Source organism: Ruegeria sp. K5 (genome assembly GCF_056531805.1).
In genome coordinates, this window is sequence record NZ_JBQFML010000001.1 from 1,761,266 (window position 1) to 1,775,302 (window position 14,037).

A 14,037-nucleotide genomic window follows, 5' to 3' on the forward strand; every position below is an offset into this window, starting at 1 on the left:
GAATCGCCGTGCAGGTCGGATCAATCCGCATGGATTTGCACAGCATGTACCCCGGCATCCCGGATCTGAAACGCCGCGCCCGGCGCAGGTTGCCGCATTTTGTCTGGGAATATGTGGACAGCGGCACCGGAACGGAAACCACTCTGCACCGTAACCGGCAGGCGCTGGACGATGTGCGACTGTACCCCTCGATCCTGCATGGAGAGTTAACGTTCGACACACAGGTCGAGCTTTTGGGGCAGACCTGCGCCTTGCCTTTTGGAATCGCCCCGATCGGGATGTGCGGCCTGATCTGGCCAAATGCCGAAGCGTTGCTGGCGCGCGCAGCCGCGCAGGCCGGTCTGCCCTTCACCCTGTCGACCGTCGCCAGCCAATCGCCCGAGGATATGGCACCGCATCTGGGTGAAAACGCGTGGTTTCAACTCTACCCGCCCAAAGACCCCGAGATTCGCAGCGATGTGCTGGCCCGCGCACGTAACGCCGGGTTCAAGACTCTGGTTCTGACCGCCGATGTGCCGGTTGCGTCGCGGCGCGAACGTCAGACGCGCTCGGGCCTGACGCAGCCGCCGCGTCTGACGCCGCGATTGCTGGCTCAGGTTGCGATGCGCCCGGCCTGGGCCATGGGCATGTGGCGACACGGAACGCCCAGGATGCGGACCCTGGACAAGTATATCGATGGCCAGCAGACCCTGCCCCCAACCGCCCATATCGGGTATCTGCTGCGCACCTCGCCCGACATGGATTACGTCAAATGGCTGCGCGATCAATGGGACGGGCCGTTTATCGTGAAGGGCGTGTTGCGCCCCGAAGATGCGGAACGGCTTGAGAAAACAGGTGTGGATGCGATTTGGGTCTCGAACCACGGCGGACGCCAGTTTGACGCTGCACCGGCCAGCATCGACGTGCTGCCCGAGATTCGCGCCGCCTGCAGCCTGCCGCTGATTTTCGACAGCGGCGTCGAGGGTGGTTTGGACATACTGCGCGCCATGGCCAAAGGTGCGGATTTTGTCATGCTGGGGCGGGCGTTTCTGTATGGGCTTGCGGCCCTTGGCGCGCAGGGTCCGGCCCATGTGATCGACATTCTGCGGCAGGATTTGCTGGCCAATATGGGACAAATGGGCATCGCTTCGCTGGATCAGGTGCCGCAAGGTCAACTCTGCGATTGATGCTGCGCCGCAGCAACGCTAAAGAGAAACCGCCATAAGGCGGCGTTTGCGAGCGATAACATGCCGGTTCTACCCAGAACGACTGATATACGTGCGCGTATTGTCCGCCTATTAAACGGCCACACCTAAATGACCGGGACCTAAAATGACCGACTTCAACAAGATCCTGATCGCCAACCGCGGCGAAATCGCTATCCGCGTCATGCGCGCAGCCAATGAGATGGGCAAACGCACCGTCGCCGTCTTTGCCGAAGAAGACAAGCTGGGCCTGCACCGTTTCAAGGCGGATGAGGCATATCGCATTGGCGAAGGCATGGGACCGGTCGCGGCCTATCTGTCGATTGGCGAGATCATCCGGGTGGCCAAGGAATGCGGCGCGGATGCGATCCATCCGGGCTATGGCCTGCTATCCGAAAATCCCAACTTTGTGGATGCCTGTGTTCAGAACGGCATCACCTTCATCGGACCAAAGGCCGAGACCATGCGCGCCCTGGGCGACAAGGCCAGCGCGCGGCGCGTGGCGATTGAGGCAGGTGTTCCGGTGATCCCCGCGACCGAGGTTCTGGGCGATGACATGGATGCGATCCGGGCTGAGGCCAAAGAGATCGGCTATCCGCTTATGCTCAAGGCGTCCTGGGGCGGCGGCGGGCGCGGCATGCGTCCCATCAACTCCGAGGATGAGCTGGAAGAAAAGGTGCTGGAAGGTCGGCGTGAGGCCGAGGCCGCATTCGGCAATGGCGAGGGCTATCTGGAAAAGATGATCACCCGCGCGCGTCATGTCGAGGTGCAGATTCTGGGCGACAAGCATGGTGAAATCTATCACCTCTATGAACGCGACTGCTCGGTCCAGCGTCGGAATCAGAAAGTCGTCGAACGCGCCCCTGCCCCTTACCTGTCCGAAGAACAGCGCGCGGAAATCTGCGAACTGGGCCGCAAGATCTGTGCCCATGTGAACTATGAATGCGCAGGCACGGTCGAGTTTCTGATGGATATGGAAACCGGCAAGTTCTATTTCATCGAGGTGAACCCCCGCGTGCAGGTGGAACACACTGTCACCGAAGAGGTCACCGGTATCGACATCGTGCAGGCTCAGATTCTGATCGCCGAGGGTAAAACCCTGGCCGAGGCCACCGGTGCCGCCAGCCAAGCCGATGTGCGCCTGAACGGTCATGCGTTGCAGACCCGGATCACAACTGAGGACCCGCAGAACAACTTCATCCCCGATTATGGCCGCATTACTGCGTACCGCTCGGCCACCGGCATGGGCATCCGTCTGGATGGCGGCACGGCTTATGCAGGCGGGGTGATTACACGCTATTACGACTCGCTTCTGACCAAGGTCACCGCCAAGGCGCCGACGCCCGAGGCGGCGATTGCCCGGATGGACCGCGCCCTGCGCGAGTTCCGTATTCGCGGCGTCAGCACCAATATCGACTTTGTCATCAACCTGCTGAAGCACCCGACCTTCCTGTCGAATGAATACACCACCAAGTTCATCGACACGACGCCGGACCTGTTCCAGTTCAAGCGCCGCCGCGACCGGGGCACCAAGGTTCTGACCTATATTGCGGATATCACCGTGAACGGGCATCCCGAAACCAAGGACCGCCCGGAACCGCGCACTGATCTGAAAGAGGCCAAGGCCCCCGCCGCTAAGGCCGAACCGCAGATGGGCACCCGCAACCTGCTGGAACAGAAAGGCCCGCAGGCGGTTGCCGACTGGATGAAGGCGCAGCGGCAGTTGCTGATCACCGACACCACCATGCGGGACGGGCACCAGTCGCTGCTGGCGACCCGGATGCGCTCGATCGACATGATCAAGGTTGCCCCGACCTATGCGGCCAACCTGCCACAGCTGTTCAGCGTCGAATGCTGGGGCGGCGCGACCTTCGATGTGGCCTATCGCTTCCTGCAGGAATGCCCGTGGCAGCGCTTGCGCGATCTGCGCGAGGCGATGCCGAACCTGATGACCCAGATGCTGCTGCGCGGCGCAAACGGGGTTGGCTATACCAACTACCCCGACAACGTCGTGCAGGAATTTGTGCGTCAGGCAGCGCAGAACATCGACGTGTTCCGCGTGTTCGACTCGCTGAACTGGGTCGAGAATATGCGCGTTGCGATGGATGCGGTTGTTGAGAGCGGCAAGATCTGTGAAGGCACAGTTTGCTATACCGGCGACATACTGGACCCGGACCGCGCCAAGTATGACCTGAAATACTATGTCGGCATGGCGAAAGAGCTGCGCGATGCTGGGGCGCATGTGCTGGGCCTCAAGGATATGGCGGGCCTGCTGAAACCGGCCTCGGCCAAGATCCTGATCCGCGCGCTGAAGGAAGAGGTCGGCTTGCCGATCCACTTCCACACGCACGACACCGCCGGTATCGCCAGCGCAACCATTCTGGCGGCCTCCGAGGCGGGCGTGGATGCGGTGGATTGCGCGATGGACAGCTTCAGCGGCAACACCTCGCAGGCAACGCTAGGCACCGTGGTTGAAGCCCTGCGTCATACCGAGCGGGACACCGGGCTGGACATCAAGGCCATCCGTGAGATCAGCGACTATTTCGAAGCAGTCCGCGGCCAGTACGCGGCGTTCGAATCCAGTCTGCAGGCCCCGGCCTCTGAGGTTTACCTGCACGAGATGCCGGGCGGTCAGTTCACCAACCTCAAGGCGCAGGCCCGCAGCCTCGGCCTTGAAGAGCGCTGGCACGAGGTCGCTCAGACCTACGCCGATGTGAACCAGATGTTCGGCGATATCGTGAAGGTGACGCCTTCGTCCAAGGTGGTGGGCGACATGGCGCTGATGATGGTCAGCCAGAACATGACCCGGGAACAGGTCGAAGACCCGTCGACGGATGTGGCCTTCCCCGACTCGGTGGTGGACATGATGCGCGGCAATCTGGGCCAGCCTCCGGGCGGGTTCCCCGAGTCGATCATCAAGAAGGTGCTGAAGGACGAAACGCCCAATACCGAGCGCCCCGGCAAGGGGGTCGAAGCGGTCGATTTGGAAGCCACCCGTGCCGATCTGTCCAAACAGTTGGAAGGCATGGAGGTCGATGACGAGGACCTGAACGGATACCTGATGTATCCCAAGGTCTTTCTGGACTACATGGGCCGCCACCGGGTTTACGGCCCGGTCCGCACCCTGCCCACGCGCACCTTCTTCTACGGCATGGAGCCGGGCGAAGAGATCACGGCGGAAATCGATCCCGGCAAGACGCTGGAAATCCGTTGTCAGGCCATTGGCGACACCGACGAAAAGGGCGAGGTCAAAGTGTTCTTTGAACTCAACGGCCAGCCCCGCGTGATCCGGGTACCGAACCGCATGGTGACCTCGACCACACAGGCCCGTCCGAAGGCCGAAGCCGGCAATCCCAACCATGTCGGCGCGCCGATGCCGGGTGTCGTGGCAACCGTCGCTGTGACAGCCGGGCAAGAGGTCAAGGAAGGCGACATGCTGCTGACCATCGAAGCGATGAAGATGGAAACCGGCATCCACGCCGAACGCGACGCAGTTGTCAAAGCTGTCCATGTTCAGCCCGGCGGTCAGATTGACGCCAAGGACCTGTTGGTTGAGCTTGAGTAACTGACATTCAAGCAATCGACGAAAAAAGGCGCGCCACCGGCGCGCCTTTGTTTTTGCAAGGTACAACCGTCACGGGTCGGCTTTCCGGCCTTACCCCATTACCTCAGGGCTCAACTGCCCCCACAACTGCCGCTAATCGTCAGGTCACCTCGGGTCCAACAGGACTATCGTGGCAATTTCCGCACGCATTCGACCGACATGCCACATCTACACAAAACTGTGACTGGCTGAACTGAACCGACCGGTTTAGTCCCCTTGCCTGTAAAGCCGCCCGGACGACCCGGCGGTTGCATAACGGCCCGAGGAGAAACAGGACCAATGCTATCGATCACCCCGCTTTATGCGGCCCCCATCGCCATTCTGTATGTTGTGCTCAGCCTTCTCGTCGTCCGGTATCGCCGCTCGGGCCTGGTCTCGTTCGGGGATGGCGGGAAGGAAGAAGTGCTCAAGGCGATGCGCACGCAGGAGAACTGCCTGGAATACGCCCCCTTCACCCTGCTGTTGCTGGCGATGATCGAAATTCAGGGGGCCGAAGGCTGGCTGATCCACGCATTTGGCGCGGCCCTTCTGGTCGGACGCCTGATGCACGCCTATGGTTTCGGCCGCACGCCTCAGATTCAGCCGCTGCGGATGTACGGGATGATCCTGACCTATATCGCCCTTTTGGGTACGGCCATCACCAGCTTCGTTCTTGCCATCTGACGGGCCCCGGCGGCGCAAAAGAAAATTCGATTGCGCCGCATTTTCCACTTGCAGCCCCGCGTGGGAATTTATACATCCCTCCTCACTCAACGGCGCGGGCGTAGCTCAGGGGTAGAGCATAACCTTGCCAAGGTTAGGGTCGGGCGTTCGAATCGCCTCGCCCGCTCCATTGAGAGGTCTTTGGACCGACACATATGTATCTGATGCGGGCGTAGCTCAGGGGTAGAGCATAACCTTGCCAAGGTTAGGGTCGGGCGTTCGAATCGCCTCGCCCGCTCCAGATACCAAAAACCTTCAGAAAGCCTTGAATGTCATCGTGGTCAGTGACCGTTCGATGTTTGGGATGACCAGCAGGTTTTCATTGATGAAATGGCCCACGTCCTCGGTTTCCGGGATATAGAGCTTCAGCAGCAGGTCATATTCGCCGCTTGTCGAATAGAGTTCGGAATGGATTTCGCGCAGCGCGATTTCCTCGGCCACACTGTAGGTGGTGCCGGGTTTGCAGCGAATCTGGATGAAAACGCAAGTGGACATGGCGTCGGTCCTTCAATTGACTTGCGGGCAGGCTGGCACGGGGCCGGGCCGGGTGCAATCCCCTGCAACAGTTTGCGGCGAATGCCACACATGGTCTGGATCAACCCGCCCCACCCCGTCTATAAGCTCCCTCGAAGCAAAAGGAATTCGCCCATGCGCAGCGCATCGATCAGCCGCAAGACCGCTGAGACCGAGATTTCGGTTCAGGTCAATCTGGACGGCACCGGCCAGTATGACAATCAGACCGGCGTTGGCTTTTTCGATCACATGCTGGACCAGCTGGCGCGCCATTCGCTGATCGACATGACGATCCGGGCGCAGGGTGATTACCACATCGACGATCACCACACGGTCGAGGATACCGGCATCGCGCTGGGACAGGCGTTGACGCAGGCCCTTGGCGACAAGAAGGGCATCCGTCGCTATGGCGAGTGTCATTTGCCGATGGATGACGCGCAGGTCCGCTGTGCGCTGGACCTGTCGGGCCGTCCGTTCCTGATCTGGAACGTTGACCTGCCAACGCCCAAGATCGGCAATTTCGACACCGAACTGGTGCGCGAGTTCTTTCAGGCGCTGGCCACCCATGGCGGTGTCACACTGCATATAGATCAGTTACACGGGTTCAACAGCCACCACATCGCCGAGGCGGCGTTCAAGGCTGTCGCGCGCGCGTTGCGGCTGGCGGTTGAGACCGACCCGCGCAAGGCGGATGCGATTCCCTCGACCAAGGGTGCTTTGTAGGCGGTCGTAAGGGGCGCTGCCCCTCTTGGCCTGCGGCCAATTCACCCCGCCGTATTTGGAACAAGAAGAAGAACAGGTCCGTATCATGCTGACTGCGATCATTGATTATGAGTCGGGCAATCTGCACTCGGCCGAGAAGGCGTTTCAGCGCATGGCGCGTGAGGTGGACGCGGGTGAGGTTGTCGTGACATCGGACGCGGATGTCGTGGCGCGTGCGGATCGCCTGGTGTTGCCAGGCGATGGAGCGTTCCCGGCCTGCGCTGCCGAGTTGCGCGGGCACAAGGGCATCTATGACGCGATGGTCGAGGCGGTCGAACAAAAGGGCCGCCCGTTTCTGGGCATCTGCGTGGGAATGCAATTGATGGCCTCGAAGGGGCACGAATACACAGAAACCGACGGGCTGGGCTGGGTTGGCGGCGATGTTGTTCGAATCGAGCCGTCAGATCGCGCGTTGAAAGTGCCGCATATGGGCTGGAACGATCTGGTTCTGGAAAGCGCCCATCCGGTGTTCGATGGGGTGCGTTCAGGCGATCATGCCTATTTCGTTCACTCCTACCACTTCCGGGTCAGCGATCCGGCGCAGCGGCTGGCCCATGTGGACTATGGGCAAGAGGTCACGGCCGTGATCGGCCGCGACACAATGGTTGGGATGCAGTTCCATCCTGAGAAAAGTCAGGATGTGGGCCTGCGCATGATCGGGAATTTCCTGACCTGGACCCCCTGAGCAATTACTGAACGCGCGTCCAGGTCTGCCCGCGACAGACCAGACCACCAGCAACGCAGCCTTTGACGGTCAGTTGATTCTGGCTGTCCAGAGTCATCTTCGAGTTATAGGTCTTGTCGCGGTCTGGGGCCCAGATCTTGCCATTGTCATAGCTCCCGTCACCTTCAGGGACCATGTCCCAAATGATTTGCTTGCCCAGATTCTCGTATTCCAAGTTTTGATTGCCGCTGCCATCAAATGCACTGTCAATGGTTCCGCAGACGGCGCTGCCGCATTCCGAAATGGATACGTGCAGGTAACCGCCTTCATCACCTGCTTGGGTTTTCCAGATGCCATCGACCGGATCGGCAAAAGCACCGGTGGCCAGTGCTACAAAACCGGCGGCAAGAGTGAGTTTCTTCATAATCAACCTCCCTGATTTGCGGGCAGTCTGACCCGAGGCGTGCGTGTGGGCAAGAATGACCCAGCGTCGCGTTGCATCCCCTGCCCCGCCTGTGCGATATGCCGCGCGTGTAACACTTAGATAGGGCCGCCCGACATGATCCTCTACCCCGCCATCGACCTGAAAGACGGCAACGCCGTTCGCCTGCTGCGCGGAGAAATGGACAAAGCCACCGTGTTCAACGAGGACCCGGCAGCGCAGGCGCGCGCTTTTGTCGAGGCCGGGTGTGAATGGCTGCATCTGGTCGACCTGAACGGCGCGTTTGCGGGCGAGCCGGTCAATGCCGCCCCGGTCGAGGCGATTCTGAAAGCCTGCGATGTACCCGCGCAGCTGGGCGGCGGCATCCGCGACATGGCAACCATCGAGACCTGGATCGACAAGGGACTGGCGCGCGTCATTCTGGGCACTGTCGCCGTCGAAAACCCCGATCTGGTGCGCGAAGCGTCCAAAGCATTCCCGGGCAAAGTCGCCGTGGGCATCGATGCACGCAACGGTATGGTTGCGACCAAAGGCTGGGCCGAGGAAACCGACGTGCAGGTCACTGACCTTGCCCGCAGTTTCGAGGACGCAGGCGTTGCCGCGATCATCTACACCGACATCAACCGCGATGGCGCGATGCAGGGCCCGAATATCGAGGCGACGGCCGCTCTGGCGCAGGCTGTGTCGATCCCGGTGATTGCTTCGGGCGGTGTCAGTTCACTGGACGACCTGATCGCCCTGCGCGACTGCGGCGTTGAGTTGAACGGCGCTATTTCGGGTCGCGCGCTTTATGATGGCGCGATTGACCTGGCCGAGGCCATTCGCGCCCTGTCTTAACCCCTACTGCGCGGCAGCCGAAGTCAGATTGTTCAGCGCACCACGCATCTTTTCGATCACGGGCGAGTTTTCGACATCATCAAGCTCGTCCATGGTCTCTTTCGGGTCTTCATAGGCCAGCCAGACCTGCCCGTTTTCGTCCTCATAAGCCTGCACTTTCAGCGGCAGGAACAGACCAGCGCGCGGATCAATCTGCATCGCTGGCGTGCCCAGTGCGGGGTTGCCAAAGATCAGAAGCTGATTGGGCGGGATGGGTGTGCCAACCTTCTCGGCCCCTGCCGCGTGATCGATCCGGGCAAAGACGGTTGCGCCTGCATTGCCCACTGCAGCCTCAAGCGCGTCCAGCGCCTCGGCCACGGATTTGTCGGTTTCCACCTTGATGATATCGTCTGCCATTGCGGCGACTGCTCCTGCAAAAATGAATGTGGTCGTCAAAAAGAGGTTTCGCATCTCATTGATCTCCTGCTGAATTTGGGAACAGTTTTCACAGCTTTGAGAGGGGTGGCAATCACAAGTCTGGCATCGGCGGGGCTTTGCCGGTAGAGGTGCGCTCAACAAAGGACGACCCATGCTGAAAACCCGTATCATTCCCTGTCTGGATGTTGCCGATGGCCGCGTGGTCAAAGGTGTGAATTTTGTGGGCCTGCGCGATGCGGGCGACCCGGTGGAATCGGCCAAGGCCTATGACGCCGCCGGGGCGGATGAGATCTGTTTTCTGGACATCCACGCCACGCATGAAAACCGGGGCACCATGTTCGACGTGGTGCAGCGCACGGCAGAGCAGTGTTTCGTGCCCCTGACCGTGGGCGGCGGCGTGCGCACCAAGGACGACGTGCGGGCCCTGTTGCTGGCGGGGGCGGATAAGGTCAGCTTCAACTCGGCTGCGGTGGCAAACCCGGACGTGATCGCCGAGGCTGCGGATCAGTTTGGCAGCCAGTGCATCGTCTGCGCCATCGACGCCAAGACCGTCAGCCTCGGCAAGTGGGAGATTTTCACCCATGGCGGCCGCAAACCCACCGGCATAGACGCGGTGGAATTTGCTAAGACCGTTGTGGCCAAGGGTGCTGGGGAAATCCTACTGACCTCGATGGATCGTGATGGCACCAAGGCGGGGTTCAACCTGCCTTTGACTCGCGCGATCTCGGACGCGGTGGATGTTCCGGTGATCGCAAGCGGGGGCGTCGGCAATCTGGACCATCTGGTCGAGGGTGTGACCGAAGGCGGCGCAAGTGCCGTTCTGGCGGCATCCATCTTCCATTTCGGCGAATACACCATTCGCGAGGCCAAGGAACATATGGCCGCCGCTGGCATCCCGATGAGGCTGACATGAGCATTCTGAACGATCTGGCCGCCACCATTGAGGCCCGCAAAACCGCCGACCCTGAATCGAGCTGGACCGCCAAGCTGCTGGCCAAAGGCCCCGAGAAATGCGCCGAGAAATTCGGGGAAGAGGCCGTTGAAGCCATCATCGAAGCCGTCAAGAATGACAAGGCGGGGCTGACCTCCGAGGCGGCGGATGTGTTGTATCACCTGCTGGTCATGCTGGCGGCGCGGGACGTGGCACTAGACGATGTGCTGGCCGAACTGGCGCGGCGTCAGGGCCTCAGCGGTATCGCCGAAAAGGCCGCGCGCCCCAAGGGGTAAGCTGCGGGGTTTCGCTGCGACCGCCCCGGCCCTATGATCGGGCTGTGCGGTCTGTAACCCTAAGGGCATGAGAATGATCAGAGCTTTGGCCTTTGTTCTGGCCCTTGTGACGTTGGGGGCCTGTGCGTCCCCGCCCCCGTCGACCGGCGATGAAGCCCAGCGTCTGGCCACCGAAATTCGCGAATTGGGCCCCGGCATCGATCCCGAAGAGGCCGACCGCGCCGCCCGGGTCGCCTATGCCTATACCGCGCAACTGGTGCAGGAATACCAGATCACCGACCCGCCCCTGATCCACAATGCCAAGGTCAACAATGGGCTGCGCCCGCGCGGGTTGTGCTGGCATTGGGCCGAAGATGTCGAACGACGTCTGAAGCAGGAACAGTTCCAGACACTGACCCTGCACCGCGCCATCGCCAATGCGGACAATCCGTTCCGAATCGACCACAGCACCGCCATCATCAGCCGCGCCGGAGACCCGATGGACCAAGGCATCGTACTGGACCCGTGGCGCTATGGCGGCGTGCTGTACTGGTCGCCTCTGTCAAAGGACACAAGATACGATTGGGTGCCACGCAATGTGGTTCTGGAAAAGCGTCGCCAGGCGCAGGTGGCCCGGCTAAGGCCCTACCCGGCTGAATAAGCTAAAGCTTGGATGAGATGATGCCGGTGCTGAATCCACCCATGCGCAACTCGCCAAACAGGCGCTGATATTCGATCTTCGGGCAACGGTTCATCACTACATCCACGCCGCGCGCCTGCGCTTTGGCCGCGGCCTCGGCGTGTTCGACGCCAATCTGCATCCAGACCGTGCGAAGATCGGGGAAGACCTCCAAAGCCTCATCCACAATCGGCGGAACGGCTTCGGACCGTCGGAAGATATCCACCATATCGACGGGCTCGGAAATCTCGGCCAAACTGCCGCGCACTGTCTGACCAAACAGGTCCTTGCCCGCGTGGCCCGGATTGACAGGGATCACGGTATACCCCTTCAGCGACAGGTAGCGCGCCACGTAATAGCTGGGCCGCACAGGATTCATCGAAACGCCGACAACAGCAACACGTTTGGTGCACTGCAGGATACCTTTCAGATGATCATCGGAATAGTCAGGCATAGCGGCATCCTAAGCACAGACCGCAAAAAGAAAAAAGCGCCCAAGAAGCCTTGGGCGCCAGTTGTTGGAACGAGGGACAGTGAAATGACCCGCGGCAGTTCCGTTCCGCGGTCACTGTGACATTTAAGCATGATCCGGATGAAAAAAAGAGGGGGCCTTCTTTTTTGTGATGACTTTTCACAAAAAGCGGAAACCGGCCTATTCCTCGTACAAAACCACCGGCCAGTTCTGTTCGGCCATCTGGATGTATTCCGACCTGTCCTGCTGCCAAATCTGCTCGATTTCCGGCGAATGCGTCAGGTACAGTCGGCCATCTACCACCTGCCACGCCATCGGGTCGGTGCTTTTCAGCACACCCTTGGCCATCGCGTAGGAACAATACCCACCGAATTGCGGCGCATAGGCGCGCGGATTGCTTTCAAAACGCTCGCGGTTTTCCTGCGACGCGAAATGCCATTCGGCCCCTTTCCACATCACGGCAATCGTCGGCTGACCCTGAATCGGAACGTCGCTGTCAAAATAAGACACGGGATCGTACCCCGCCATCGCAGCCCCTTCGGTCGCGAAATAGACAGGTTTATCCTGCGCCTGAACGGCAGGCGCCAAGGCCAAGGCAAATATTGCACCAAAGATGGAGCGACGACGAAGCATCACGGAACCCACAACTGAGAATCGAGAGTATCAAAGTGCAATTTTTTGACGCTTCGGGAACCCCTGTTGACGCGGTTGTGAACGCCTGTGCTGCCTGGGTTGCAGTTTAGTCGAAAATATCCTCGATCACGTCCCAGGCTTCGTCCAGCACCCGATACAGCACGCTTTTCTTCTTTTTCTTCTTGCGCGTCTTGGGCGGGGCAACATGGCTGATAGCGGTGCGTTCCTGCCTGGGCTTTGCCACTTTGCGCTTTGGCAGCTTCTTCAGGTCATGCAACGGCGCGCCGCAATTGGAACAGCTCAGCTCGTGCCGGTTCTTACCGGTCAGAACCAGCGCAGCCCGGGTCCCGCAGTAACAGCAGGTGGCGATTTTGGATGGTCCGGAAATGACGCTCTCCTGTTCAATGGTGACGTGAGGCATATAAGGCGATTGCCGCCGCATTTGAGACGTTCAGGGACCCGAACCCGCCGGATGCGTCAATTTTCACCAGTTGATCAACCGTTTCCTTGGTCTTTTGCCGCAATCCCGGCCCTTCGGCGCCCAGCACCAGGGCCACGGGCCGCTCGCGCTGATCGCCCAGCGCGCTTTCGATCGTCTCTTGCGCCTCACCGTCCAGCCCAAGCACCAGAAAGCCCATTTCCTGCAATTCGGTGATCGTGTCGGCCAGATTACGCACCCGCAGATAGGGCTGACGTTCCAACGCGCCGCTGGCCGTTTTTGCAAGCGCCCCGGTTTCAGGGGCCGAATGGTGCCGCGTTCCGATCACGGCACTTGCGCCCAGAACCTCGGCCGAGCGCAGAATCGCCCCCACGTTATGCGGATCAGTCACCCGGTCCAGAAGGATTACGCGCGGGTGTTCGCGCCCGATGCAGTTTTCAGCCAGACCGCCCCACTCCAGCGGCTTGACCTCAAGCGCCGCGCCCTGATGGACCGAGCCTGCATCGATGGGTGCCGTGAATTTGCGCGGATCGACCATCTCGGCTTCGATCCCTGCAGATTCAATGGCTTCAGCCAGTTTGTCGCGGGCGTTGCGGGTCACGATCAGGCGCAGTTTCTGGCGCTTGGGGTTCATCAAAGCGTCCCGCACGGCGTGAAGGCCGAACAACCAAACGGTCTCCGCAGCGGCGGCTTTTCGCGCCTGTTCCTTTTCGACGACCCACTTGGGTTTTTTCATTTTGGGGGCCTCCAGGCCGGGAATTCGGTTTCCTGCGTCAAAGCGGAATTTTCCTGTTGACGCTCCTTTGGTGCGCTAGTAATCACGCCTCCACGTCAGGTGCAACGCCTGACAGTGGGCGACAGGCCGCAAGGTGTGGCAGGGGACTGTAACTCCCTCGCGGAGACGCACGCCTGGTTCGATTCCAGGGTCGCCCACCACTTCTCCATATACATGATATCAAGGCAATGCGCGGTTATCACGTGCGCCTGGCAGGCCTTTTCGCTTGCGGATCTCCGTTCGGACCCGCCGCCCCAAAACCACGCTTTTTATGCCACAAGTTGCCACGAAGCTCTATTGCCCGTCGAAACCGGCGCGTCCGATAACAACAACGTTCTAGAACGTGCTCTTGTCGAATCAAGGTGTTTCGTGTTCTGTCGCCCGCGATGGTTCCCGACCGCGTTCTGCGCGTAGGGATAAAAGGGAATACGGTGCGGCCCCATAGCCAATTCCGTGACTGCCCCCGCAACTGTAGGCGGCGAGCGACCCGAGATCGTCCACTGGGCATTTGCCTGGGAAGGATCGGGACAGCGTTGACCCGCAAGTCAGGAGACCTGCCATCCGAATTTGAATGAACCTGGGCGGGGTGTCCCAGAGGGAGATGACAATGTTTCAAACGGCCTGTGCCGTCCAAAACCTTGCACTCGCTTTGCCCTCGACCTCGCGAAGGAGGCGATGCTTTTGTCATTGCAAACAAATGAATTTCCA

At 60.3% G+C, this 14,037-nt stretch carries 16 protein-coding genes, 3 tRNA genes and 1 riboswitch; of the genes, 12 read left to right on the plus strand and 7 right to left on the minus strand.

Translation table 11 applies throughout. The annotated features are described in order from the left end of the window. Positions 1 to 29 precede the first annotated feature (29 nt). The 5 genes from ACR0MO_RS08490 to ACR0MO_RS08510 all read left to right on the plus strand — a co-directional run bounded on the left by ACR0MO_RS08490 (position 30) and on the right by ACR0MO_RS08510 (position 5,731). Positions 30 to 1,166, plus strand: coding sequence for an alpha-hydroxy acid oxidase (locus ACR0MO_RS08490; RefSeq protein ID WP_480890714.1), 1,137 nt, complete (start codon positions 30 to 32; stop codon positions 1,164 to 1,166). Positions 1,167 to 1,311: 145 nt separating this feature from the next. After that, positions 1,312 to 4,749, plus strand: a complete 3,438-nt coding sequence (locus ACR0MO_RS08495; protein WP_480890717.1) for a pyruvate carboxylase — start codon at positions 1,312 to 1,314, stop codon at positions 4,747 to 4,749. Positions 4,750 to 5,067: 318 nt separating this feature from the next. Then, positions 5,068 to 5,451: an MAPEG family protein gene (locus ACR0MO_RS08500; RefSeq protein ID WP_170622355.1), complete on the plus strand. Its 384-nt coding sequence runs from the start codon at positions 5,068 to 5,070 to the stop codon at positions 5,449 to 5,451. Between the two features lie 94 nt (positions 5,452 to 5,545). Continuing rightward, positions 5,546 to 5,620, plus strand: a tRNA-Gly gene (locus ACR0MO_RS08505). A 36-nt stretch (positions 5,621 to 5,656) separates the two neighbouring features. Next, positions 5,657 to 5,731 (plus strand) — tRNA-Gly (locus tag ACR0MO_RS08510). Between the two features lie 14 nt (positions 5,732 to 5,745). Here ACR0MO_RS08510 and ACR0MO_RS08515 read toward each other — a convergent pair. After that, positions 5,746 to 5,985 carry an Lrp/AsnC ligand binding domain-containing protein gene (locus tag ACR0MO_RS08515; RefSeq protein WP_170452129.1) on the minus strand — a complete coding sequence of 80 codons (240 nt, stop codon included), beginning with the start codon at positions 5,983 to 5,985 and terminating at the stop codon, positions 5,746 to 5,748. A gap of 153 nt (positions 5,986 to 6,138) precedes the next feature. Here ACR0MO_RS08515 and hisB point away from each other — a divergent pair, with 153 nt between their 5' ends. Both hisB and hisH read left to right on the plus strand, forming a co-directional pair. Continuing rightward, on the plus strand, positions 6,139 to 6,726 hold the full coding sequence (gene hisB / locus ACR0MO_RS08520; RefSeq protein WP_170452131.1) for an imidazoleglycerol-phosphate dehydratase HisB: 588 nt from the start codon (positions 6,139 to 6,141) through the stop codon (positions 6,724 to 6,726). A gap of 85 nt (positions 6,727 to 6,811) precedes the next feature. Next, positions 6,812 to 7,450, plus strand: a complete 639-nt coding sequence (gene hisH / locus ACR0MO_RS08525) for an imidazole glycerol phosphate synthase subunit HisH (RefSeq protein WP_170452133.1) — start codon at positions 6,812 to 6,814, stop codon at positions 7,448 to 7,450. Positions 7,451 to 7,454: 4 nt separating this feature from the next. Here hisH and ACR0MO_RS08530 read toward each other — a convergent pair whose 3' ends face one another. Further along, a complete protein-coding gene (locus ACR0MO_RS08530; protein WP_170452135.1) occupies positions 7,455 to 7,853 on the minus strand; it encodes a DUF2147 domain-containing protein in 399 nt (132 codons plus the stop codon). A 135-nt stretch (positions 7,854 to 7,988) separates the two neighbouring features. On the opposite strand from ACR0MO_RS08530, the gene hisA reads away from it, so the two are divergent. Next, positions 7,989 to 8,708, plus strand: a complete 720-nt coding sequence (hisA, locus tag ACR0MO_RS08535) for a 1-(5-phosphoribosyl)-5-[(5-phosphoribosylamino)methylideneamino]imidazole-4-carboxamide isomerase (RefSeq protein ID WP_480625700.1) — start codon at positions 7,989 to 7,991, stop codon at positions 8,706 to 8,708. A gap of 3 nt (positions 8,709 to 8,711) precedes the next feature. On the opposite strand, the gene ACR0MO_RS08540 is transcribed toward hisA, so the two are convergent. Beyond that, positions 8,712 to 9,104 (minus strand): DUF302 domain-containing protein, encoded by a 393-nt coding sequence (locus ACR0MO_RS08540; RefSeq protein WP_170452139.1) that lies wholly within the window; start codon positions 9,102 to 9,104, stop codon positions 8,712 to 8,714. 172 nt (positions 9,105 to 9,276) lie between these two features. Here ACR0MO_RS08540 and hisF point away from each other — a divergent pair, with 172 nt between their 5' ends. The 3 genes from hisF to ACR0MO_RS08555 all read left to right on the plus strand — a co-directional run bounded on the left by hisF (position 9,277) and on the right by ACR0MO_RS08555 (position 10,992). Further along, positions 9,277 to 10,038 (plus strand): imidazole glycerol phosphate synthase subunit HisF, encoded by a 762-nt coding sequence (gene hisF, locus ACR0MO_RS08545; RefSeq protein ID WP_170452141.1) that lies wholly within the window; start codon positions 9,277 to 9,279, stop codon positions 10,036 to 10,038. After that, the gene (locus tag ACR0MO_RS08550) at positions 10,035 to 10,352 is read left to right on the plus strand and encodes a phosphoribosyl-ATP diphosphatase (RefSeq protein WP_170452143.1); all 318 of its coding nucleotides are present in this window, start codon (positions 10,035 to 10,037) and stop codon (positions 10,350 to 10,352) included. The genes hisF and ACR0MO_RS08550 overlap by 4 nt, the downstream gene beginning before the upstream one ends. A 73-nt stretch (positions 10,353 to 10,425) precedes the next feature. Further along, positions 10,426 to 10,992, plus strand: coding sequence for a hypothetical protein (locus tag ACR0MO_RS08555; RefSeq protein ID WP_170452145.1), 567 nt, complete (start codon positions 10,426 to 10,428; stop codon positions 10,990 to 10,992). A 1-nt stretch (position 10,993) separates the two neighbouring features. Here the strand turns inward: ACR0MO_RS08555 and ACR0MO_RS08560 are convergent, their stop codons facing one another. From ACR0MO_RS08560 to rlmB, 4 genes are all read right to left on the minus strand, one after another. Further along, positions 10,994 to 11,464, minus strand: a complete 471-nt coding sequence (locus ACR0MO_RS08560) for a CoA-binding protein (protein ID WP_170452146.1) — start codon at positions 11,462 to 11,464, stop codon at positions 10,994 to 10,996. Between the two features lie 198 nt (positions 11,465 to 11,662). Next, on the minus strand, positions 11,663 to 12,115 hold the full coding sequence (locus ACR0MO_RS08565; protein WP_170452148.1) for a YHS domain-containing (seleno)protein: 453 nt from the start codon (positions 12,113 to 12,115) through the stop codon (positions 11,663 to 11,665). A 106-nt stretch (positions 12,116 to 12,221) separates the two neighbouring features. Continuing rightward, a complete protein-coding gene (locus tag ACR0MO_RS08570; RefSeq protein ID WP_170452150.1) occupies positions 12,222 to 12,536 on the minus strand; it encodes a hypothetical protein in 315 nt (104 codons plus the stop codon). After that, a complete protein-coding gene (rlmB, locus tag ACR0MO_RS08575) occupies positions 12,517 to 13,290 on the minus strand; it encodes a 23S rRNA (guanosine(2251)-2'-O)-methyltransferase RlmB (protein WP_170452152.1) in 774 nt (257 codons plus the stop codon). The genes ACR0MO_RS08570 and rlmB overlap by 20 nt, the downstream gene beginning before the upstream one ends. Before the next feature lie 116 nt (positions 13,291 to 13,406). Here rlmB and ACR0MO_RS08580 point away from each other — a divergent pair. Beyond that, a tRNA-Tyr gene (locus ACR0MO_RS08580) sits at positions 13,407 to 13,490 on the plus strand. A gap of 209 nt (positions 13,491 to 13,699) precedes the next feature. Further along, positions 13,700 to 13,905: riboswitch (cobalamin riboswitch) on the plus strand. The last annotated feature ends 132 nt before the right edge of the window (positions 13,906 to 14,037 follow it).

Coding starts and splice junctions, on each gene's coding strand:
- hisF (WP_170452141.1), top strand. CDS start 9,277: ATGCTGAAAACCCGTATCATTCCCTGTCTGGATGTTGCCGATGGCCGC.
- ACR0MO_RS08495 (WP_480890717.1), top strand. CDS start 1,312: ATGACCGACTTCAACAAGATCCTGATCGCCAACCGCGGCGAAATCGCT.
- hisB (WP_170452131.1), top strand. CDS start 6,139: ATGCGCAGCGCATCGATCAGCCGCAAGACCGCTGAGACCGAGATTTCG.
- ACR0MO_RS08550 (WP_170452143.1), top strand. CDS start 10,035: ATGAGCATTCTGAACGATCTGGCCGCCACCATTGAGGCCCGCAAAACC.
- ACR0MO_RS08555 (WP_170452145.1), top strand. CDS start 10,426: ATGATCAGAGCTTTGGCCTTTGTTCTGGCCCTTGTGACGTTGGGGGCC.
- ACR0MO_RS08530 (WP_170452135.1), bottom strand. CDS start 7,853: ATGAAGAAACTCACTCTTGCCGCCGGTTTTGTAGCACTGGCCACCGGT.
- hisH (WP_170452133.1), top strand. CDS start 6,812: ATGCTGACTGCGATCATTGATTATGAGTCGGGCAATCTGCACTCGGCC.
- ACR0MO_RS08515 (WP_170452129.1), bottom strand. CDS start 5,985: ATGTCCACTTGCGTTTTCATCCAGATTCGCTGCAAACCCGGCACCACC.
- hisA (WP_480625700.1), top strand. CDS start 7,989: ATGATCCTCTACCCCGCCATCGACCTGAAAGACGGCAACGCCGTTCGC.
- ACR0MO_RS08500 (WP_170622355.1), top strand. CDS start 5,068: ATGCTATCGATCACCCCGCTTTATGCGGCCCCCATCGCCATTCTGTAT.
- ACR0MO_RS08560 (WP_170452146.1), bottom strand. CDS start 11,464: ATGCCTGACTATTCCGATGATCATCTGAAAGGTATCCTGCAGTGCACC.
- ACR0MO_RS08565 (WP_170452148.1), bottom strand. CDS start 12,115: ATGCTTCGTCGTCGCTCCATCTTTGGTGCAATATTTGCCTTGGCCTTG.
- ACR0MO_RS08570 (WP_170452150.1), bottom strand. CDS start 12,536: ATGCCTCACGTCACCATTGAACAGGAGAGCGTCATTTCCGGACCATCC.
- ACR0MO_RS08490 (WP_480890714.1), top strand. CDS start 30: ATGGATTTGCACAGCATGTACCCCGGCATCCCGGATCTGAAACGCCGC.
- ACR0MO_RS08540 (WP_170452139.1), bottom strand. CDS start 9,104: ATGGCAGACGATATCATCAAGGTGGAAACCGACAAATCCGTGGCCGAG.
- rlmB (WP_170452152.1), bottom strand. CDS start 13,290: ATGAAAAAACCCAAGTGGGTCGTCGAAAAGGAACAGGCGCGAAAAGCC.